The organism is Nocardiopsis ganjiahuensis DSM 45031 (assembly GCF_000341085.1).
In the GTDB taxonomy this organism is placed as follows: domain Bacteria; phylum Actinomycetota; class Actinomycetes; order Streptosporangiales; family Streptosporangiaceae; genus Nocardiopsis; species Nocardiopsis ganjiahuensis.
Genome location: NZ_ANBA01000009.1, coordinates 1 through 20456, shown reverse-complemented (window position 1 = coordinate 20456; position 20456 = coordinate 1). Strand labels below are relative to the sequence as shown.

Genomic DNA, 20456 nt, shown 5'->3' with positions numbered 1-20456 from the left:
CGGGAGTCCGACCGGCCCGGGCCGGCCCTCACTCAGCGCACCAGGACCAGGTGGTGGCGGCTCAGCGCGGCCACCACCTGGGCGCACACCTCCACCGCCACGCCCGCGCGGTCGGCCAGCTCCGCGACCGACAGTTCCCGGTGCTCGGCGATGGCCTCCAGGACCGGTTCCGTCACCACGGGGAGCCGGTACCGCTTGCCGGCCACGGTGAGCGCCACCCTGGCCTCCTCGCCCTCGCCCTCGTGCTCCAGGGGCGGGGGCAGGATCGGTACGAACTCCACCAGGGCGTCGGCGGGCGGCGCGCCGTCCTCCACCGCCCAGGGCAGTGAGAACGAGGTCCGGCGGGGGAAGCGCGCGTCCCGTTCGGCGAGGAAGGCGTCCAGGTCCAGGCTCTCGGCCAGCTCCGTGATGCGGGCCACCAGCTCGTGCCGATGCTTGCGGCGCGTGTCCGGTTCGGCGAACCGGGGCAGGTCCTGCCGGAAGACCTCCTGCTCGAACAGCCGACGCACCAGGGTATCCGCCCAGTCGACCCCGGTCGCCCGGGTGAAACCGAAGGTCAGGTGCATGCTCACCTCACCGGTCCCGGTCACCGTGTGCCACCAGCCGCGCGGCACGTGGATCACCTGGCCGGGCCGCAGCACCCCCTGCCACACCATGTGCAGCTCGCCGTCGGCGTCCCGGGGCGGGGTGTGGGCGTGGTCGGTGTCGTTCTTCATCGGGTAGGGGCGCGAACCCGGCCCGTGCACCTGCCAGTGCTTGGTCCCCTCCACCTGGACGATCACCGTGTCGTGGTCGTCCCAGTGGGTGTCGAACCCCCGGGACTCACCCCAGATCAGGTACAGGTTGGCCTGCGTGCGCTCCCGGGTCAGCCGCATGAGGTCGTCGGCGGCCGCGCCGACCGGCGGGTGCATCCGGTCCATGCCGTCCAGCACCAGGCTCGCCCCGGCGCGCAGTTCCCGGTACAGCGACTCCGGGCGCACGATCCGCCGCGCGGTCCGCGAGGCGGTGCCCTGCTCTGTGTAGCGGTCCAGCGGCACCGGAGACCCGTCCCGGTGCAGCCGCAGGCGGGGCGGCTCCGGGGCGCACGTGGCCAGCAGCGAGTTGAGGTCGTCGAAGGTCAGGAGCGAGCGCACGGCGTCCGCGCCCAGGTCGGCGAAGACGAACTCCTCGGAGAGCCGGGTGGTCAGGGCGTCGCGGCCCACGACGTCGCACAGGGTTCGGGTGAACAGGCTGCCGGGATCGGTCACGGCTGTCCTTTCCGGGGTGGTACGGCGGGACGGTTCGGGAGGGCGCGCGGACTGCTCGGGGAGCACGTGGGCTCAGGGGTCTGCCGGGGGTCCCGGGGCCAGGGGCGGGGCCACGTCGGGAGGGTGCGGGGGTGAAGGACCCGCCCGGCCCGGGACGTGGCAGCCGGGCCGGGCGGGACCGGATCAGATGAAGTCCGAGCTGGAGTCGGTGCCGTCGCTGTCGCCGCCCGCGGTGATGTCGCGGGAGGTCACCTCCGCCAGGTCCTCGACCTCAACCTCGATGGGGTCCATACCGCACCTCGCTTTCTGTGTTGCGTTGATCCTCTTGACCAGGACTCTCCCGTGCGCCGTCAGCGCCCGGTCAGCCCCGTCCGGTGGGCCGCGAACGCGTGTGCGTCGGCGGCCAGTCCCACGGCCCTGCTCACCGAGCGCGGGCCGTGCCCGACGTCGCGCTCGTAGCGGAGCAGGGCCGCCGGTCGGTCGGCTTCCCCGCCCGCGGCCGCCAGCAGCGCCGCGCACATCTTGCGCGGGTGGGCGGCGTCGGTCCGGGTATCGCCGTCGAACCCGGTGAGCAGGACGCTGGGATGGTGCAGCCCCGGTGTGCGCAGGGCGCTGTCCAACGCCCGGTGGTAGGGCGAATAGGACATCAGGGCGGCGAAGTCGTCGGGGTCGGCCGCGGTACCGAACTCCCGTGTCCACATGCGGCCCAGCCCCATGCGCTCGAAGCGGGCCATGTCCGCGAGCGGGGCCGAGGCGATCACCGCCGCGCACAGGTCGGGTCGGGCGGTGGCTGCGGCCAGCACGAGCATCCCGCCGGCCGATCCGCCGGACAGGCACAGTTGGCCGCGGGTGCACCACCCGGCGCCGACCAGGGTGTCGGCGGCGGCCACCAGGTCCTCCACCGCGCGCGGCTTGTGGCGGCCCGAACCCTCCAGGTGCCAGCGGCGTCCGGCGTCGCCGCCGCCGCGCACGTGGGCCACGGCGTACCGGCCGCCGGACAGCAGCCAGGCGAGGACGGTCGCGCTGAACCCGAACTGGCGCGGGCGCCCGAAACCGCCGTAGGCGTGCAGGAGGGTCGGCCCCGGAGCGGAGCCGCCGGTGGCGTCGAAGACGGTGACCGGGACGCGGGTGCCGTCCTGGGAGCGGCACCACACCACGGTCCGCACCACGGCGGGGGAGGCCGTGGGGGCGGCCGGGGGAACGCGCCCGGAACCGGTGGTGGCCGAACCGGAGCCGGCCGGGCCCGGAGCAGCCGGATCCGCGGGGCGTGCCTGAGGCGGGGACACGGAGACGGGGCGGGCGGGGCCCGAGTGCGTGGTGTCGGTGCCGGCCGCCGTTCCCGGAGGCGGCCAGAACACGGGTTCGTACCGGCCGGGAGCCAGCCTCAGCACCCGCTGCTGGGTGGCCACGTCCGCGTAGCCCAGGTACAGGGTGCCGTCGGGGGTCGTGACGGGCTCGGAGGCCATGCCCTCGCCGGGCAGGTCCACCGTGCGGGCGCGGGCCCCGGTGACGGCGTCGTGGACGGCGGCCTCGCTGATCCCCAGCCGGGTGCGGAGCACCAGCAGGGCCGGGCCGTCCGGGCCCGGGTGCGGGCAGAAGGCGTCCAGGGTCGCCCCCGGGTCCTCGGCGACGACCTCGCGCCAGTGCCCGGGTGAGAGCTCGGCCGGGGGCGCGCCCGGGTCGACCGCGCAGATCCGGCGGCGGGGCGCGTCCAGGGTGGTGCGCAGGTACAGCAGGCCGTCCGGGCCCAACCGCGCCTCGGTCTCGGCCTCGGGCCCCACCTGGACCGGGTGGAACCCGGGCCGTTCCGGCGGGCCGGCGGACAGGTCGGCCAACCACAGGTCGGTGCGGTGCCCGGTGCCGTGGCTCTCGGTGACCAGCAGCCACCGCCCGCCCAGCACCCGCACACCCGGGACGGTGCCCGCGGCACAGGAGTACACGAGGGTCTCGGCGCCGTCCGCGACCCGGCGCAGCCACACGCCGCGAACTCCCTGCTCGCCGTCGCGGCGCACGTAGTAGAAGGACCGTTCCGTCCCCGGCAGCCAGGCCACGTGGGAGTAGCGGACCCCGGGCACGGTCGGGCCGACCGGATCGCCGGTGCCCGCGCGGACCACGCGCAGACCGCCGCGCTCCACCCCGCCGGAGGAGGTCTGGAGGGCGACCAGGAGGCCGTCGGGGCTGGGTTCCCAGGCGTCCAGGGTGGTCCGCCCGGTGGGGTCCTCGGCGCAGGGGTCGTACACGGTGTGCGCGGCAGGGAAGGGTGGGGGGACCGGGGTGGAACGCGCGGAACCGTTGCCGGTGGGGGAACCGGGGCCGCCGGGCCACATGACGAGGCGGGGGTGCTCGCTGCCCGCGGGGCGCACGGTGCCGAACAGGGTCCCGGCCCGGTGGACCGGCGGGGTCCACAGGTCGGTGGCCACGAGCGCGCGGATGCGTTCTGCCAGGTGCTCGCGCAGCGGCCAGGCGGCCGCCTCCCGCTCGTACTCCCGGCCGCGTTCCTCCAGCCAGCGCAGGGTCTCGGGCGAGTCAGCCGTCTCCAGCCAGCGGTAGGGGTCGGGTACGGGACGGCCGTGCAGCGTGTCGACGACCGACACGGGTTCGAGGGCTGGGGCGACTCCTGGGGCTCGGTTGCGCACTTTCACATGGTTCAAGCGTCCCGACGCGACGGTCAAGGAAGAGATGCCTGGCCCAGCGGAACACGACTCTCACCACAAGGAAAGGTTTGTGTACCGGGCCAGCCAGGACGGTCCGGGTCACCCGGGAGCGGAGCGGGTAGGTCCCGGGAGAGGCCGCGTCCGAGGAGAGCCGGAGTCCGAGGAGGGACCGATGGAGAAGACCGTCCGAACCACACCCGCCCCGAGCCGTTCGCTGCCGGCAGCCGCGGGTTTCGCGGCTGCGGTCCTGGCCACCGCGCTGGTCGGGGGCGTCGCGGCCGCGGGCTCGGGTGGCGTCTACGCCCGGCTGGACCTGCCCGCGTGGGCTCCGCCCGCCTGGCTGTTCAGCCCGGTGTGGATCGCCCTGTACGTGTGCGTCGCCGTGGCGGGCTGGCTGGTGTGGCGCGCGGCGGAGGAGGGCGTGGCCGCCTTCCTGGCCGTCTACGCGCTCCAGCTGCTGCTCAACGCCGCCTGGACGCCGCTGTTCTTCGGGGCCGCGCTCTACGGGGCCGCCCTCGTGGACATCGTGCTCCTGGCCGCGGCGGTGGCGGTGACCCTGCTCCTGGCCCTGCGGCACAGCCGGGCGGCTGCCCTGCTGCTCGCCCCCTATCTGGCCTGGGTGGTCTTCGCCGCCGCGCTCAACGCCGCGATCTGGGCGGCCAACTGACCCGCCCACCGGAACCCGGGTGACCGGCTCCGGGAAGCGGGCGCTCCGCGGGAAGGAAGCGGGCCGGCCGGGAACCGGAACCACGGAGAAGACGATGCGGGCGGCGCCCCGGGGGATCGGGGCGCCGCCCGCACGTGCCGGTCCGGGGGAGGACCGTGGGGAGGGGTCGGTCGGAGAGGAGCTGAGACGTCAGGGCTCAGACGTTGTCGGGGTGGCCGATGGCCAGACCGCTCTCCTGGTCGAAGAAGTGCAGCTGGCTGACGTCCACCGACAGGCTGATCGTGCTGCCCGGGCGGACGCTGCTGCGCGGGCTCACGCGGGCGGTGAACAGCGAGCGGTGGCTGCCCAGCGGCATGGCGGCCTCGGCGCTGTCCTCGTCGTCACCGGCGGCGTCCTTGGCCAGGGCGGTCGCGTCCTCGTGGCGCACCGGCGGGGCGTCGACGCCGAAGATCACGTTGATCTCGGTGCCCAGCTCCTCGGTGACGTTGGCGACGACGTCGATGCGGGGGTCGTCGTTGCCGTCGAACTCCGCGTCGCTGAAGTCCGAGGGGCGGATGCCCAGGATGACCGAGCGGCCCACGTACTCGCTCAGGTGCGGACGCTCCTTGAGGAGACTGGCCGGGATCGGGAGCTTGTGGTCGGCGAACTTGAGCACCGCGCCGTCACCGTCACGGGAGATCTCGGCGTCGACGAAGTTCATCGCCGGGGAGCCGATGAACCCGGCCACGAACAGGTTGACGGGCGAGTCGAAGAGGCGCTTGGGGGTGTCGACCTGCTGGAGGCGGCCGTCCCGCAGCACCGCGACCCGGTCGCCGAGGGTCATCGCCTCGATCTGGTCGTGGGTGACGTAGACGGTGGTGACGCCCAGGCGCTCGTGGAGCTGGTTCAGGGAGGCGCGCATCTGCACGCGCAGCTTGGCGTCCAGGTTGGACAGCGGCTCGTCCATGAGGAAGGCCTGCGGCTCGCGGACGATGGCGCGGCCCATGGCCACACGCTGGCGCTGACCGCCGGAGAGCGCGCCCGGCTTGCGCTTGAGGTAGGGCTCGAGGCCGAGCATCTCGGCGGCCTCGCCGACGCGGCGGGCGATCTCGGTCTTGGCGACCTTGCGCAGCTTCAGGCCGAAGGCGAGGTTCTGCTCGACGGTCATGTGGGGGTAGAGCGCGTAGTTCTGGAAGACCATCGCGATGTCGCGGTCCTTCGGCGGACGGTCGTTGACGATCTCGTCACCGATGACCAGCGTGCCCGCGGAGATCTCCTCCAGGCCGGCGATCATGCGCAGCGCGGTGGACTTGCCGCAGCCGGAGGGGCCGACGAGCACCATGAACTCGCCGTCGTTGATCTGGAGGTTGAGGTTGTCTACGGCCTTGACGTCGCCGCCGTAGACCTTGTCGACGCCCTCGAGGACGATCTCCGCCATGGCTGTCAGCTCCTGCTTCGGGTCGTGGGTGTGGCGTATTCAATGCGGGCGGATCCTGTGGGTGAACTCTTCCACCAGATCCTGCCAACCCGGCTCAGTGTTCGAAGTTGATCGAAACGGGCTGGTTTGTTGATCACATCAGACATGATCGCGATCAAAATGTCCATAGCATCTTTGATTTCGATCCGATTGCGGTCATGCGCAAACCGCCCCGGGTCAGCTGGCGTGCTGAGCCCAGGTGCGTTAGCCTGTCCGACGGTTCATCTCTTGCTTCCCTCCCATCACTTGACGCGGTAGCCACGACACGGCGCCCGGGTTGAGACAAGGGGTCGGGGAGTCTGGGTAACCTAACGACCAGTCCAGCACTGGACGGACCGGTTGTGCGGCCCCCACTCGTCCGATTGGACGCTGCATCACGCGCCAGGTGCAGTTGGGATCGGGTGAGGGGCGGAGTACCGCGACCGGGCGGGGGGTTGGACCCGGAAAAGGCCCGAACATCCAGTAGACAACGGTCTTCCGAGCTCGCCGCCGACGGGACGGAGCCGGTCCGAAGGGTGGCTCGGGCCTTTTCCGCGTCCCCCCATATGCTGACCGCCAGGACCCTCATAACCCAGCGGAAAGCGAGCACCCCACGTGGTTGCCGAGCAGAAGGGGCCGGAGCCCGCTCCGAGCCCCGACAGACCCTCGCCGAACACCACGGCGCCGGAGTCCGAGGCGCGGGCCACAGTGTGGTCCCCCTTGGCCCCGGGGCACCGCTGGGGACGTCTCGATCTCCTCTGGCGGGCTCTGGCCGCGGTCGGAGCGGGCCTGGCCCAGCTCTTCGCGCTCCCGCCGTACGGCTTCTGGTGGCTCGGCCCGCTGAGTGCAGCGCTGCTCCTCCTGGCCGTCGGCGGGACGCGGACGCGCCGCGCCGCCTGGCTCGGCGCCCTCTCCGGCGCCACCCTCATGGTCCCGCTGGTCAGCTGGCAGGACATCTTCGGCATCGACGTGTGGCTGGCCATCGCCGGCGCCGAGACCGTCTACTTCCTTCCCATGGCCATGGGCCTGGCCCTGGTCGCGCGCCTGCCCTACTGGCCGCTGTGGACCGCCGCCCTGTGGGTCGCCCAGGAGGCCGTGCGCGCCCGCTGGCCGCTCGGCGGCTTCCCGTGGGGCAAACTCGCCTACGCCCAGCCGGACACCCCCTTCGTGGGCTACGCCGCCCTGGGCTCCTCGGCCCTGGTCACCTTCGCCGTCGCCCTCACCGGGTCGATGCTGCTGTGGACCGTCCTGCGCGCCGTACCGGCCCGTGGCCGCGCCAGGGCGCTCGTTCCGGCCGTCGGCCTGGCCACCAGCGCCGCGATCGTCCTGGGCGGCCTCGTGGCCCCCGCGATCGGCCGTCCCGCCCCGCTGGAGACCGTCACCGTCGGCATGGTCCAGGGCAACGTCCCCAACGTCGGCGAGATGTCCGTCCTCGGCGAGCGCATGCAGGTGCTCCGCAACCACGCCGACGGCGTCCACGACCTCGCCGACGCGGTCCGCGCGGGCGAGTACCCCGAACCCGACCTCGTGCTGCTGCCGGAGAACGCCAGCGACATCGACCCCTTCCGCGACCCCGTCGCCGAGGAGACCATCCAGGAGGCCGCCGCGGACATCGGCGTCCCCCTCCTGTGGGGCATGAGCCGCTTCAACGACGACGGCACCCGCTACGTCCAGAGCGTGGTCTGGGACCCCGAGACCGGCCCGGGCGAGACCTACGAGAAGCGCTACCTCGTCCCGTTCGGCGAGTACATCCCCTACCGCGACTTCTTCACCCGGTTCGTCTCGCGGCTGGAGCAGGTCAGCTCCGACGCCGTCCCCGGCACCGAGCCCGGCGCCCTCGACATCGCGGGCACCACCCTGGCCGTGGGGATCTGCTTCGACGTCGCCTTCGACCCGCCGGTGCGCGAGTCCGTGGCCGCGGGCGGGCAGATCATCGTGATCCCCACCAACAACGCCAACTACAACTTCACCGGCCAGTCCAACCAGCAGCTGGCCATCACCCAGCTGCGCGCCGTCGAGCACGGCCGCCCCGCCGTGGTGGTCTCCACCAGCGGGATCAGCGCCGTGGTCGACCCCGACGGCACGGTGGTCTACGAGTCGCCCGAGGCCGAGCCCGACATCCACGTCGCCGAGCTCACCGCGATGGACGGCCCCACGGTCGCCACCCGGCTCGGAGCGGTGCCCGAGGCCCTGATCGCGGCGATCGGCCTGGCCGCCGTCATCGCCTCGGTGATCGTGGCCCGCCGCGCGCGCTCCTGAGGCGCCGCCCGGGGAGCCGGCCGGGTGCTGGAGCGCCGTCCGGGTCCGGGGGGACACCTGTGCCGAAGGTGTGCTGCGAAGGGGCGTCCCGTGTGCGTGAGAGGCCCGGTGCCGGGAACCATTCACACCACGGGGACGTTCTCCCCATCAGGGGAAGACCCGGTTTCGGCCCACGACACTGAGGATGGTTCGCGATGCCGCTGCTGATTGTGCTGGCACTGATGGCACTGCCCTTCCTTGAGGTGGGCCTGATGATCTGGGTCGGCGGCCAGATCGGTGTGCCCTGGACACTGGCGGCCCTGGTCTCGCTGATGATCCTGGGCGTGGCGGTGCTGAGGCACACGGGACGGGCCTTCCGCGAGGTCGTCCAGGAGGCCGACGAGGCGATGCGCACCGGCGACCAGCCCCGCAAGGGCCTGCTCGACCCGCTGATGCTCATGGCCGGCGGCATCCTGCTGGTCATCCCCGGCTTCCTCACCGCGGCGGTCGGCGTCCTGCTGGCCACCCCGGTCACCCGGCCCGCCCTGCGGTGGGTGTTCGCGGGCTGGGCGGCCCGCCGGATGAAGAAGATGCAGGAGCGCGTGAACGAGGAGTTCGCCGCCCGCGGCGCCACCGTCCCGAACCAGGGCCCCTTCGGCCCGGGCGGTCCGGCGGGTTCCGGCACACCCGGAAACCCCTTCGGGCAGACCCCGGGCGGCCCGAACCCCGGCGCCGGCCAGGACCGTCCCGCCGCCAACCGGGGCCGCGTCATCCAGGGCCGGTTCGAGCCCGACGAGGACGACAGGAACTGATCTTCCGGCTCACGGGGGCGCACACGCCCCCGTGAGGAGCAGTGGAGGCCCGCCGCGGATCGCACCCGGCGGGCCTCCTCACGTGTGGCCCGGTCGGCCGCGCTCGTCGGCGGGACCGGGAGCCTCCGGCGGGCCGGGGGAGTCCGGGGCGGCGGGAGAGACGTAGGCGCCCACGATGCGGGCGATGACCGTGGCCAGGAACAGGGTCCCCGTCGCCGCCTCGCCCGTGGCCAGCGAACGCGCCCAGGGGGTGAGCGGCACGATGTCCCCGTATCCCAGCGTGACCAGGGTGACGAAGCTCAGGTAGGTCAGGTCCTGCCAGTCCACCGGTGTGTGCGGGGCGAGGGAGTCCTCGAAACTGCCCGGCCAGAGGGCCTCCACCATGCCGAACAGCGCGGCGAACACCCCGCCCAGCAGCAGGTAGGCGCAGACGGCCGCCAGGATCAGCTGCGGGCCGTGCGGCGGGCTGCGCCGGCGCCGGTACCTGAAGACGAACATCAGCAGCTCCAGGATCAGGTAGCCCTGGAACAGCACGATGGAGGTGAAGAGCCCGAGGCGGGCGAGGGGCTCACCCGGGTGGAGGGTCGCCCAGAAGCCGGTGGCCAGGAACACCGCCGAGAACACCGCCACGGGGACCAGTCGCCGGCCGGCGGGCTGGACCACGCGCACACCCAGGAAGACCACGGTCGGGTACAGCAGCGTGTACAGCACCGGCCCCAGCAGCCCGTGCAGGGTCAGCGGATACGCGAAGTGCAGCAGCACCGCGGCGGCCAGGAACACCACCAGGGACCTCGACAGCCCGGGCCGACCGCGCATACCCGTTCCCCCGCATCCTCCGCGACGACGCCACCGTTCCCGGGGAGGTTAGCCCGGCGGCCGCGGGGGGCAGTGCGAGGCACGGGAGTTGTTTGCCCGACCTTGGAGCCGTGTCGGTACGCGGCAGCACTCCCGTCCGGAAGCATCCTCGATGAGCAGGGCAACGTCCGTTCCCGAACCACGGAGAGAGCATGAGCACGAGCATCCCCGAGCCGGTGGCGTCCTTCATCGACAAGGTCAACGAGCACGACGAACAGGGCTTCCTGGACGCCTTCGCCCCCGACGGGGTGGTGGACGACTGGGGACGCGAGTTCCAGGGGTACGACGCCATCAAGCGGTGGAGCGACAAGGAGTTCATCGGGGCCCGGGGCGTCCTCAGCGTCCGGTCGGCCGAGGCCGACGGGGGCGGGGTCACCGTGGTCGGTGACTGGCGGTCCGAGCACGCCAACGGGCTGAGTTCGTTCGCGTTCGCCGTGCAGGGGAACAAGATCACCCGCATGACCATCCGCGAGGGCTGAGCCGGGCCGGGCGGGGCTGAGGAGCTCCCGGCGGGTCCCGGCGAGCCGCTGCGGATCACTCAAGAACCAGCACAATCGCCAACTTCTGTCTCTTCCTCGATTTCACAGGTATCATTATATGAATATTTATATATTCGAGCGGTGGACGAACCCTGGAAGATCGAGATCGAACCGGAGGTCCGACAGTGGCTGGAGCTGCTTTCAGGCGCGCACTAGGACAAGGTTGAACGAGCCGCTGACATGCTGGCGACCCGACCGACAACGTTGGGTGAGCCGTACTCCCGCCACCTGGGAGGCAAGCTACGAGAGCTGCGCTTCATCATGGATGGCAGCTCAGTGCGCATCACCTATTGGCTCGCTTCGGAACGGCGGATCGTCCTGTTGACAGTCTTCCGTAAGACACGTCAACGGGAGAGAAGCGAAGTCGATCGGGCCTTGCAAGCACAGAAGGAGTGCGAGGCACTCCATGGCCGGGCCGAGCACCGGTACGAGCGGACCAGGGAGGAGAACCCGTGAACCACTCCCAGTGGCGCACTCGTAGGACCAGGCGCCTGGTGAACGAACAAGTCGAGGAATCCGCCGCCTACGTGGAAGCCGGTCACGCCTTCGCCCTTGGCCAGGCGGTGTATGACCGACGGGTCGAGCTCGGCCTGTCACAGGCCGAGGTGGCTCGACGGGCGGGGATGACCCAACCCCAGATCTCCAACATCGAGGGTGGTGACTCGGTGCCCACGATCCCGTTGCTCAACCGTCTGGTGCGGGCTCTGGACGCGGCGATGACCATCGATCTCGACGGTGACACCTCGGTCTTTCGATTCGTCACCCCCGAGGGCCCTCAACCGGAGGAAACCGGGACCGGGGGCCGTTCCTCCGCCGCCTGACACCGGAACCGGCTCCGATCCTCATGCCATGGAAGTGCGGCCGCGGGCGCGGTGTGCGTGAGGAGTGCTAACAGGCCGAACCCGTGGCTGTGACCAAGGCGGGGAGGGGCTCTCGGCCCTCCACACAGGTTCTGGGAACGCCCGCATCACCGGTGCGGGCGGCGACCACACCACCCGCGATGGCACACGTGGTGTCGCGGTCGCCCAGGCCCGCGACGGTGGTCCACAGCGCCCCGACCAGGTCGTCCGGGTGCCCCGCCGCGCACCACAGCGCGAACGGCACGGTGTCCTGCGCCGACAGCCCGGTGCCGTTCCCCAGGACCGCCGCCGCGTGCTGGGGCAGGGTCCCCGGCGCCACCTCGCGCCAGGCCTCACCGTCCCCGATCCGGCGCAGAAGCCGGTTCATGGACGGGCCGTAACCTCGACCGGGGGCGTATCGGTCGACGAAATCCCTGGCCAACCGGTCATGATCGATTCGATCGTTTTCGATCAGCACGGTGAGGGCGGACGCACGGCCCTCGCCGCGCGCCCCCGGTTCAGGGCCGGGGCCCGCGGCCGTGGAGGCGGGCGTGCAGGGCGCGGACCTCCTCGGTGAAGGAGTCCACGGGGCCCTCCACCCGCAGGCCCGGGGCGACCTCGGTGATCGCCAGGGTCCGCACGGGACCGGCCGGGACACCCCACTCCGCCAGCCAGGAGCCCAGCTGCCGGGAGGAGGCGGCGTACACGATCCGGCCCAGCCCCACCCAGGCGTGCGCGGCCGAGCACATCGGGCAGTGCTCGCCCGAGGTGTACACGGTCGCTTCCGCGCGGTCGGCGGGGGAGAGGTGCTGCGCGGCCCATCGGGCGATCGCGAACTCCGGGTGCTGGGTGGAGTCGCCCCCGGCCACGTGGTTGTGGTCCTCGAACAGCACGGTCCCGTCCGCGCCCACCAGCACCGACCCGAAGGGCTCGTCACCCTTGTCCAGCGCCTCCGCCGCCAGGTCCACCGCGCGCCGCAGGTGCCGAAGATCGGTCTCGCTCACCATCGCCTGACTCCTTCGCTCCGAGTTCGGCGCCACCGTATCGCGCGACCGGCCCGGTGCCGTGACCGCCGTGCCCCCGGAAAACCCGTGGTCGGTCCGGGCCGGGTGTGGTTACGCTCCGGCCATGGACATCAGTATTCGCGCCTGTGCCCCGCAGGACCACGAGGCCGTGGTCGCCCTGGCTCTACGCGCCTGGGAACCCGTGCACGCCTCGATGGCGAAGGTGATGGGCGCCGAGATCTACGCGCTGACGGTGGGGGACTGGCGCCTGACCCAGGCCCGGGACGTGCGCGCCGACCTGGACGCGGAGGAGGTCCGGGCGTGGGTGGCGGTCACCGACCGCATCGCCGGGTTCGCCACGGTGCGACTCGACCACGGGGAGCGGGTGGGGGAACTGCACATGCTCGCGGTCGATCCCGACCAGCAGGAGCGGGGCGTGGGTTCGGCGCTCATCGAGGCCGCTGAGGGGTTCATGCGCGAGGAGGGCATGAGGGTCGCCCTCGTCAGCACCGGCGGCGACCCCGGCCACGCCCCGGCCCGCGTCGCCTACGAGAGCGCCGGTTACACCGCGATGCCGGCGGTCAACTACTTCAAGGCCCTCTGAGCCCGTTTCTGCCGACGGGTGTCCGGGACCGCGGTGGCGCTGGTGAGTCCGGCGATGCTGTCGTTCGCGCTCCGGGAGCTCCCGGTCGGCGGCGCCTACGCCGTGTGGGTGGGCGTCGGGGCGGTCGGCACCGCCGGGGCCGGGATGCTCTTCCTGGGGGAGTCAGCCTCTCCCGGTCGGCTGCTCGGCCTCGCCGCGATCGTGGTCGGGGTCGCGGGCCTCCACCTCGTGGGCGGCTGAGACGCGCGGAGCCCCGGCCCCCGGACCCCTCACCGGGCGGCGGCGTCCGGCGCGCATGCCGTTGGCGATGACCACGACCTCCGCCACCTCGTGCACCAGGACCACAGCGGCCAACCCCAGCACACCGAACAGGGCCAGCGGCATCAGGCCGACGATGATGGCCAGCGACAGCCCGATGCTCTGCCACATGATCACCCGGGAGCGGCGGGCGTGTGCCAGTACCCGGGGCAGGTTGCGCAGGTCCTCGCCCATCAGGGCGACGTCGGCGGTCTCCACGGCCACGTCGGTGCCCATGGCGCCCATGGCCACACCCAGGTCGGCGCCGGCCAGGGCCGGGGCGTCGTTGACCCCGTCGCCGACCATCACCACCTGGCCGCCGGAGCGGAGTTCACCCACCACCCGGGCCTTGTCCTCGGGGAGCAGCCCGGCACGGACCTCCTCCGGGTCGATCCCGGCCTCCGCGGCCAGGGCCTCGGCCGTGGCGCGGTGGTCCCCGGTCAGCATCGCCACCCGGTAACCGGAGCGGCGCAGCTCGGCGACGACCTCGGCGGCCTCGGGGCGCAGTTCGTCCCGGACGGCGAGGGCGCCCGCGACCGAACCCCCCTCCTCCACCAGGACCACGGTCGCCCCCAGGCCCAGCAGCCGTTCCACGGTCGCTTCGAGGGGTCCGGGGTCGACCCAGCCGGGACGGCCCAGCCGCACCTCCGTGCCGTCCACCCGTCCGACCAGCCCGGACCCGGGAACCGCCCGGACGTCCTCGGCCGGAGCGGGGCCCCGGCCGGGGGACCGAAGGGCGTGGGCGGTCAGGACGGCACGGGCCAGCGGGTGCTCGCTGCGCGCCTCCAGGGCCGCGGCCAGGTCCAGGACCCGCTCACGGGTGTACCCGGGGGCGGGGGCCGTCTCGACGACGGCGGGATCGTTGCGAGTGAGGGTGCCGGTCTTGTCCAGGGCCACGACCCGGACCCGGCCCATCGCCTCCAGCGCCGCGCCGCCCTTGACCAGGGCGCCCTGGCGGGACGCGGCGCCGATCGCCGCGACCACGGTGACCGGGACGGAGATCGCCAGGGCGCAGGGCGAGGCCGCGACCAGCACGACCAGCGCCCGTTCGATCCAGGTCAGCGGGTCGCCGAGGAGCGAACCGACCCCCGCCACCAGCGCGGCGGCGATCATCACTCCGGGAACCAGGGGGCGGGCGACGCGGTCGGCCAGCCGCTGGCCCCGGCCCTTGCGGGCCTGCTCGGCCTCCACGATCCGCACGATGCGCGCCAGGGAGTTGTCCTCGGCGCCGGCGGTCACGGTGATCTCCAGCGGGCCGGTGCCGTTGACCGAACCGGCGTACACCTCGTCTCCGGGACCCGTCTCCACCGGCACCGACTCCCCGGTGATGGCCGAGGTGTCCAGGCTGGTGTGCCCGGAGGCGACCACGCCGTCGGTGGCCAGCCGCTCGCCGGGGCGCAGCACCAGGGTCTGGCCGGGGCCGAGCTGGTCCGGGGAGACGGTGTGCTCGCCCCCGTCGCGCAGGATGGTCGCCCGGGCCGGGACCAGGTCCAGCAGCGCGCGCAGGCCGCGCCGGGTCCGGGCGACGGCGTACTCCTCCAGGCCCTCGGCGATGGTGAACAGCACGGCCAGCATCGCGGCCTCGCCGACCTCGCCCAGGGCGACGGCGCCGACGGCGGCCAGGGTCATCAGGGTGCCGACCCCGATCCGGTTCCGCAGCGGACCCGGCCGGAACAGGCGGCGCAGGGTCGAGGGGACGAACGTCCACGCGGCGACCAGCAGCGCGGCGCTCTTGAGGACGAGGCCGGCGGCCTCGGGGGCGCCGAACCAGCCCGCCGCGTACCCGGCCAGCAGCAGGGGCGCGGCGACGGCGGCGAACCGCATCTCACCGACCTGCCAGAGCCGGGTGGGGCCTTCGGGTTCGGTGGCGGAGTCAGACTGAGCGGGGGAGTCGCCGCCGCAGCAGGCGTCACTCATCACGCACCGCCGCACCGGATCCCGCCACTGGAGCCGCCCCTGCCGGCTCCGCCGCGGCCGCGCTGTCGGTTCCGTAGGTGGGGCACAGGGCCACCGCGTTGCCGGTCGAGGCCAGCAGGGTCTCCGCCGCGGAGAGCAGGTCCATCAGCTCGGGACGGCTGAGCGAGTAGAACACCTGCCGCCCCTGCGGGCGCCCGTCCACCAGCCCGCAGTCGCGCAGGCAGGAGACGTGCTTGGAGACCGTGGACTGAGCCAGGCCCAGCTGTTCCACGAGGTCGGTCACGCGGGCCTCGCCGCGGGCCAGGCGCTGCACGATCGCCAGCCGGGTGCTGTCGGAGAGGCTGTGGAAGAGGGCCTCGGCCGCGTCCAGCCCGGAGCCCTCGCAGGCCCCCTCCACACCACCGTCATCATTCATCGTCATGGGGCGATCATATTCACATATGGCGATGAATCAAAGCGGGGGTCACCCCCGGCACCCGGCGAGACCCCGAACCCGATACAGGGGAGGGCTCAGACCCCGCTCACCTCACCGGCCTCCCGGGTGGCCGCCGCGCGGCTGGTCGCCAGCGTCTGGGAGATCTTCGCCGCCAACCGGGCCGAGGGGACGTCGGTGTGCGGCCGCCAGGCGAGGGCGCCCGAGGCCCCGCCGCCCGCCGGAACGGTCGCCGCGGTCGCCCGGTACAGGTACAGGAAGGCGAAGTGCTCGTGCTCGGGCTCGCCCCGGCCGGCGTCCTCGGGGACCCGGTGGATGTCCAGGTCCAGCGGGACCGGGTCCGCGGCGGGTTCGACCTGCGCGGGTTCCAGGCCGGTGGCCTGCGTCAGGCGGCTCAGCGACGCCTCGTCCAGCGCGCCGTCCTCATCGATCAGGTGACCGCCCGGCAGGAGCCAGGGCCCCCGGTCCCCCTCCCGGACCATCAGCACCCGCCAACACGGGTCGAGCACCACGGCCCCGGCGGTCACGTGCCCGACACGGAACTCCTTGGGCGAGGAGAGCTCGTGCTCACCGTCCAGGGCTCGCACCAGGGGGCCGGTCGCGTCGGCTTCCTTGGGGAAGCGTTCCAGATAACCGTCCAGCACGGCGCGGATGTGCGTGTTGGGGATGCTCAATGTGGCTCCTGTCGATCCAGACACGTGGCGCACCCAGGATCGCGCTCGGCACCGGCCGTGAACAGTTCCCACGCTGGGCGGCCGCGAGGTGGTTCCCGAACAGGTACCTCATGGAAGAGGGCCCGCCACGGTTGCGTGGCGGGCCCCTTTTGTCCAGGTCAGGACGGTGTCTCGGCGGTCTCCCGCTCCTGTGCCGCCTTTGCGTCGGCCTCGGCCTGCGATCGGCTCAGCATCCGGTCGTCCACCACCCGGATCACCGTGATCACCGCGATCGCCGCCCCGGCCACCGCGAGCCCCGTGAGGACCTTCGTCGGGTCGCTCACGTCGAGTTCGAAGAACCACTGCCCCAACGGCGTCACCATGGCCAGGGTCAGGAGCCCCACCATGGAGCCGACCAGCAGCACCTTCCACCACACGTACGGTTTGGCGACCAGCAGCAGGACCCACAGCGTGGTCGCGCACAGCGTGATCACCACCGCCGTGCGGTCCGAGGGGTCGGGCACCGTCCGCCCGCCGAGCACCAGCAGGTAGGTCGTCACCGCCGCCAACCCGGCCACCATCCCCGACGGGACCGCCAGCCGCAGCGTGCGCAGCACGAACCCCGGCCGCGCGATGTCGGTGTTGGGCGCCAGCGCCAGGAAGAACGACGGGATCCCGAAGGTCACCGCGTTGATCAGGGTGGCGTGCCGGGGGAAGAACGGGTAGGCCACGGCCAGCAGGCCCACGATGATCGCCAGCGTCATCGTGTACACGGTCTTGGTCAGGAACAGGCTGGCCACCCGTTCGATGTTGCCGATCACCCGGCGGCCCTCGGCCACCACCCGCGGCAGGACCGCGAACCGGTTGTCCAACAGCACCAGCTGGGCCACCGAGCGCGAGGCCGGGCTGCCCGACCCCATCGCCACCCCGATGTCGGCCTCCTTCAGCGCCAGCACGTCGTTGACGCCGTCACCGGTCATCGCCACGGTGTGCCCGCGCTCGCGCAGGCCGCGCACCATGTCGCGCTTGCGCTCGGGCGTCACCCGGCCGAAGGCGGAGCCCTCCTCCACCAGCCGGGACAGTTTCTCGGGGTCCTCGGGCAGCTCGCGGGCGTCCACCGGCCGGTCGGCGCCCTCCAGACGCAGCTCACGGCCGACCGCGCCGACCGAGGCGGCGTGGTCGCCCGAGACGATCTTGACGTCCACGCCCTGGTCGGCGAAGTAGTCCAGGGTCGGTCCGGCGTCCTCGCGCACCCGCTGGTCCAGCACCACCAGGGACACCGGCTCCACGGTTCCCGGGGCGGACTCCTCGTCCACCCGGGCCGCGGCCCGGGCCAACAGCAGGACCCGCAGGCCCTGCGCGCCCAGGCGGGCGGCCTCGGCGGCGGCGGGGGAGCGCGGATCGACGAGGACGTCGGCGGCGCCGAGCACCCAGTGCTGCTCACCCGCGGGGGTCACCAGGCTCGCCCCGCTCCACTTGCGCGCGGAGGAGAACGGGGCGAGGGCGCTCACGCTCCAGTCGGGGGTCTGCTGCCCACTGGCCGCACACCCCTCGGCGATCGCGACCATGCTCGGGTTCGGATCCGGGTCGCAGGCGGCCAGCGCTGCCAGCACCCGGGTCGGGGACACCGGCGCCGGAATTCGCTTCGCGGCGCCGCTGCCGTTTCCGTTGCGGACACCGTTGCCGTTGGCACGCGCGCCCTCGTCGGCGCGCACCTCCTCGTACGGCCGGCCACCGCCCAGGTCGCGGATCTCGGCCAGCTTCATGCCGACCTCGGTCAGCGTGCCGGTCTTGTCCGTGCACACCACGTCCACCCGGGCCAGGCCCTCGATGGCGGGCAGCTCCTGCACCAGGCACTTGTGGCGGCCCAGCCGGATCACCCCGACCGCGAACGCGATGCTCGTCAACAGGATGAGCCCCTCGGGGATCATCGACACCAGCGCCGCCACCATGCCGCGCAGCGCGTCGGCCAGCGGCCCCGAGACACCACCGGAGACGGGCTCGTCCAGCGCGACCTGCCCGTTCATGAACAGCTGGCTGTAGACGAGCAGGGCGCCGATGGGGAACAGCGCGAACGTGATCCAGCGCAGGATGCTGTTGATCCCCGACCGCAGCTCCGAGGAGACCAGCGAGAACCGGCTCGCCTCCTCGGCCAGCCGCGCCGCGTACGCGTGCCGGCCCACCTTGGTCGCCCGGAAGCGCCCGGACCCGGCCACCACGAAGCTGCCCGACATCACCGTGTCCCCGGGCTGCTTGAACACCGGGTCGGCCTCGCCGGTCAGCAGCGACTCGTCGACCTCCAGGCCCCCGGCCCAGGTGACGGTGCCGTCCACGACGATCTGGTCGCCGACTCCGATCTCCAGGACCTCGTCCAGGACGATCTCCTGGGTGGCCACCCGCACCGTCTCGCCGTCGCGCACCACCCGCGGGCGGGCAGCGTTCACGATCGCGAGCTTGTCCAGGGTGCGCTTGGCGCGCAGCTCCTGGGTGATGCCGATCAGCGTGTTGATCACGATGACCAGCGCGAAGAGCCCGTCCTGGACCGGTCCGATCACCGCGATGATCGAGAACAGCACGGCGATCATCGCGTTGATACGGGTGAAGACGTTGCCGCGGATGATCTGCCCGACGCTGCGGCTCGCCCGGACGGGGACGTCGTTGGTGCGGCCGCCCGCGACACGCTCCGCGACCTCCTCCCGGGACAGCCCTGGTTCCGGGGGCGGTCCCATGAGAGCGGGACGAACCGGTGACGGTTCGGTCGCTGTCGGACCTCGTTCGGTCCGGTCGGCTTCTTCGGGCACGAATGACTCCTGGTCGGGCGGGGAAGGCGAAGCGGGGCCGGAGCGGCGAGAACCCCGCTCAGCCGGGCCCCGGCGTCAATGCTCACAAGAGTAGGGAGCCACCAGAGTAGAAGAGCCCGACCGGTCCGCGCGCGGGGGTTCGGCGGTCTCTTCACCGTGGGGCCTGCACTACCGCGACCTGGGATTGCGTCCCAGGCGGGTATTTTCGGGGTCTCGCGTCGTAGAGTCCTTGCCAAGGGATTCGACCACGTGGGAGTCAACAGGATGTGCACGGTCATCGTCGGTTTCGATCCGGAGGCCAGGACACCGCTGGTCGTCGCCGCGCTCCGGGACGAGATGCGCTCGCGTCCCTGGGACCGGCCCGCCCGGCACTGGCCGCAGCGCCCGAACCTCGTCGGAGGCCGCGACCGCCTCGCCGGAGGCACCTGGCTCGCCGTGGACACCAGCCGTGAGCGGATGGCCGCCCTGCTCAACGGGTGGCCCTGGGACGGCACCATGCCCTGGGAGGGGACGTATCCCGCCAGCCGGGGAGACCTGCCCCTGAAGACCCTGGCCACCCAGAACCGTGATGTCCTCGCCGGCGAGGACCCCACCCGGTACGCGCCGTTCCACCTCCTGGACGCCGACGCGCACAGCGCCACCCTGTACAGCTGGGACGGGCGGTGCCTGGACACCCGAGCCCTGCCCCGAGGCGTGACCACCCTGGTCAACACGGGCCTGAACCCCACCGATCCCCGTACCGCCCGCCACACCCCGGAGTTCACCCGCACCCGCCCCGACCCGGACCTGACACAGGCCGAGTCGGTGAAGGAGATCTGGGGCGAGTGGCCCGGCCTGATCACCAGGGCCGCCCACGCCGAGCCCCGTTCCGCGGGAACGACCCCGGGCGGGGACCCCACGGGCCTGATCGCCCACGCCGACCTGGGGAACGGTGAGGTCTGGGCCACGGGCTCGGTCACCTTGATCGCCTTGGACCGGGAGGTCGTCCGGTACGCCTTCACCGACAGCCCGGGCGATCCCGAGGCCTGGCAGATGATCGAGACCTAGGAGGAAGGGAAGAGGTCGGTCGCCTCGGCGGTCCTGATGTGGGTGGGGCTTCCGCGGCGCGGTCGTGCTCGACCTCAACACGCAGGGCATTCGGCCGTCGGAGGAGAAGTCCGATTTTTCGTTCCCGTACGTGCCACGGGGTGCCGTTCCGTCCTGATCCACCCGAATGCTGCTGTCGTCTTGTGTCAAGGGGTGCCGCCCGGTGCCGCTCTGATCCAGAACTGCGGAGCACGAACGGAGCACGCACGCCCGTGTGAGCGCCCGATGGGAGGGCGAGGCAGTCGACAGGTCGGCGCTCCACCCCTATTGCTGTCCGTGTCGTACTGATGGCTTGGGGTTGTTGCCGCATAGCAACTGTTGTCGGGGCCGCATCCGGTCATGCCCGTGGGTGAAGCGAGCCCTGGCGCCCCTGAC

18 protein-coding genes and 1 pseudogene are annotated in these 20456 nt (G+C 72.5%); 9 read left to right on the top strand and 10 right to left on the bottom strand.

From position 1 onward, the window contains the following. Positions 1-32: 32 nt before the first annotated feature. Both D458_RS0111385 and D458_RS0111375 read right to left on the bottom strand, forming a co-directional pair. A complete protein-coding gene (locus D458_RS0111385) occupies positions 33-1247 on the bottom strand; it encodes a JmjC domain-containing protein (RefSeq protein ID WP_017586877.1) in 1215 nt (404 codons plus the stop codon). 350 nt (positions 1248-1597) lie between these two features. After that, the gene (locus D458_RS0111375; protein ID WP_040702369.1) at positions 1598-3883 is read right to left on the bottom strand and encodes a prolyl oligopeptidase family serine peptidase; all 2286 of its coding nucleotides are present in this window, start codon (positions 3881-3883) and stop codon (positions 1598-1600) included. A 190-nt stretch (positions 3884-4073) separates the two neighbouring features. Here D458_RS0111375 and D458_RS0111370 point away from each other — a divergent pair, with 190 nt between their 5' ends. Then, the gene (locus D458_RS0111370) at positions 4074-4568 is read left to right on the top strand and encodes a TspO/MBR family protein (protein ID WP_017586875.1); all 495 of its coding nucleotides are present in this window, start codon (positions 4074-4076) and stop codon (positions 4566-4568) included. Between the two features lie 196 nt (positions 4569-4764). Here the strand turns inward: D458_RS0111370 and D458_RS0111365 are convergent, their stop codons facing one another. Then, positions 4765-5985, bottom strand: a complete 1221-nt coding sequence (locus tag D458_RS0111365; RefSeq protein ID WP_017586874.1) for an ABC transporter ATP-binding protein — start codon at positions 5983-5985, stop codon at positions 4765-4767. 633 nt (positions 5986-6618) lie between these two features. On the opposite strand from D458_RS0111365, the gene lnt reads away from it, so the two are divergent. Beyond that, positions 6619-8262, top strand: coding sequence for an apolipoprotein N-acyltransferase (gene lnt / locus D458_RS0111360; RefSeq protein ID WP_026119200.1), 1644 nt, complete (start codon positions 6619-6621; stop codon positions 8260-8262). Between the two features lie 194 nt (positions 8263-8456). Further along, positions 8457-9053, top strand: coding sequence for an FxsA family protein (locus D458_RS0111355; RefSeq protein ID WP_017586872.1), 597 nt, complete (start codon positions 8457-8459; stop codon positions 9051-9053). A 78-nt stretch (positions 9054-9131) separates the two neighbouring features. Here D458_RS0111355 and D458_RS0111350 read toward each other — a convergent pair whose 3' ends face one another. After that, the gene (locus D458_RS0111350) at positions 9132-9869 is read right to left on the bottom strand and encodes a potassium channel family protein (protein ID WP_017586871.1); all 738 of its coding nucleotides are present in this window, start codon (positions 9867-9869) and stop codon (positions 9132-9134) included. A 191-nt stretch (positions 9870-10060) separates the two neighbouring features. Between D458_RS0111350 and D458_RS0111345 the strand changes: the two genes are divergently transcribed. The 3 genes and pseudogenes from D458_RS0111345 (at position 10061) to D458_RS0111335 (ending at position 11268) form a co-directional block, all read left to right on the top strand. Continuing rightward, a complete protein-coding gene (locus D458_RS0111345; protein ID WP_017586870.1) occupies positions 10061-10387 on the top strand; it encodes a nuclear transport factor 2 family protein in 327 nt (108 codons plus the stop codon). A gap of 231 nt (positions 10388-10618) precedes the next feature. Next, positions 10619-10903, top strand: a pseudogene (locus D458_RS33380) (type II toxin-antitoxin system RelE/ParE family toxin); the annotation flags it as partial. After that, positions 10900-11268 carry a helix-turn-helix domain-containing protein gene (locus D458_RS0111335; protein ID WP_026119199.1) on the top strand — a complete coding sequence of 123 codons (369 nt, stop codon included), beginning with the start codon at positions 10900-10902 and terminating at the stop codon, positions 11266-11268. The pseudogene D458_RS33380 and the gene D458_RS0111335, both read left to right, overlap by 4 nt. Before the next feature lie 67 nt (positions 11269-11335). Here D458_RS0111335 and D458_RS0111330 read toward each other — a convergent pair whose 3' ends face one another. Beyond that, positions 11336-11674 carry an ADP-ribosylglycohydrolase family protein gene (locus tag D458_RS0111330; protein ID WP_017586867.1) on the bottom strand — a complete coding sequence of 113 codons (339 nt, stop codon included), beginning with the start codon at positions 11672-11674 and terminating at the stop codon, positions 11336-11338. A 130-nt stretch (positions 11675-11804) separates the two neighbouring features. Continuing rightward, a complete protein-coding gene (locus D458_RS0111325) occupies positions 11805-12293 on the bottom strand; it encodes a nucleoside deaminase (protein WP_017586866.1) in 489 nt (162 codons plus the stop codon). A gap of 121 nt (positions 12294-12414) precedes the next feature. Here D458_RS0111325 and D458_RS0111320 point away from each other — a divergent pair, with 121 nt between their 5' ends. After that, the gene (locus D458_RS0111320) at positions 12415-12894 is read left to right on the top strand and encodes a GNAT family N-acetyltransferase (protein WP_026119198.1); all 480 of its coding nucleotides are present in this window, start codon (positions 12415-12417) and stop codon (positions 12892-12894) included. A gap of 33 nt (positions 12895-12927) precedes the next feature. After that, positions 12928-13134, top strand: coding sequence for a DMT family transporter (locus D458_RS35445; protein ID WP_275042281.1), 207 nt, complete (start codon positions 12928-12930; stop codon positions 13132-13134). Here the strand turns inward: D458_RS35445 and D458_RS0111315 are convergent. The 4 genes from D458_RS0111315 to D458_RS33370 all read right to left on the bottom strand — a co-directional run bounded on the left by D458_RS0111315 (position 13057) and on the right by D458_RS33370 (position 18923). Continuing rightward, on the bottom strand, positions 13057-15108 hold the full coding sequence (locus D458_RS0111315; protein WP_017586864.1) for a heavy metal translocating P-type ATPase: 2052 nt from the start codon (positions 15106-15108) through the stop codon (positions 13057-13059). The two genes, D458_RS35445 and D458_RS0111315, sit on opposite strands and share 78 nt — an antisense overlap. Continuing rightward, a complete protein-coding gene (locus D458_RS33375) occupies positions 15101-15529 on the bottom strand; it encodes an ArsR/SmtB family transcription factor (protein ID WP_152521115.1) in 429 nt (142 codons plus the stop codon). Before D458_RS33375 ends, D458_RS0111315 begins: the two co-directional genes overlap by 8 nt. Before the next feature lie 89 nt (positions 15530-15618). Continuing rightward, entirely contained in the window at positions 15619-16215 is a 597-nt protein-coding gene (locus D458_RS0111305) for an NUDIX domain-containing protein (protein ID WP_017586862.1), read from the bottom strand. A gap of 158 nt (positions 16216-16373) precedes the next feature. After that, positions 16374-18923, bottom strand: a complete 2550-nt coding sequence (locus D458_RS33370; protein WP_017586861.1) for an HAD-IC family P-type ATPase — start codon at positions 18921-18923, stop codon at positions 16374-16376. A gap of 336 nt (positions 18924-19259) precedes the next feature. On the opposite strand from D458_RS33370, the gene D458_RS0111295 reads away from it, so the two are divergent. Further along, positions 19260-20042 (top strand): NRDE family protein, encoded by a 783-nt coding sequence (locus tag D458_RS0111295; RefSeq protein ID WP_017586860.1) that lies wholly within the window; start codon positions 19260-19262, stop codon positions 20040-20042. Positions 20043-20456: the final 414 nt, after the last annotated feature.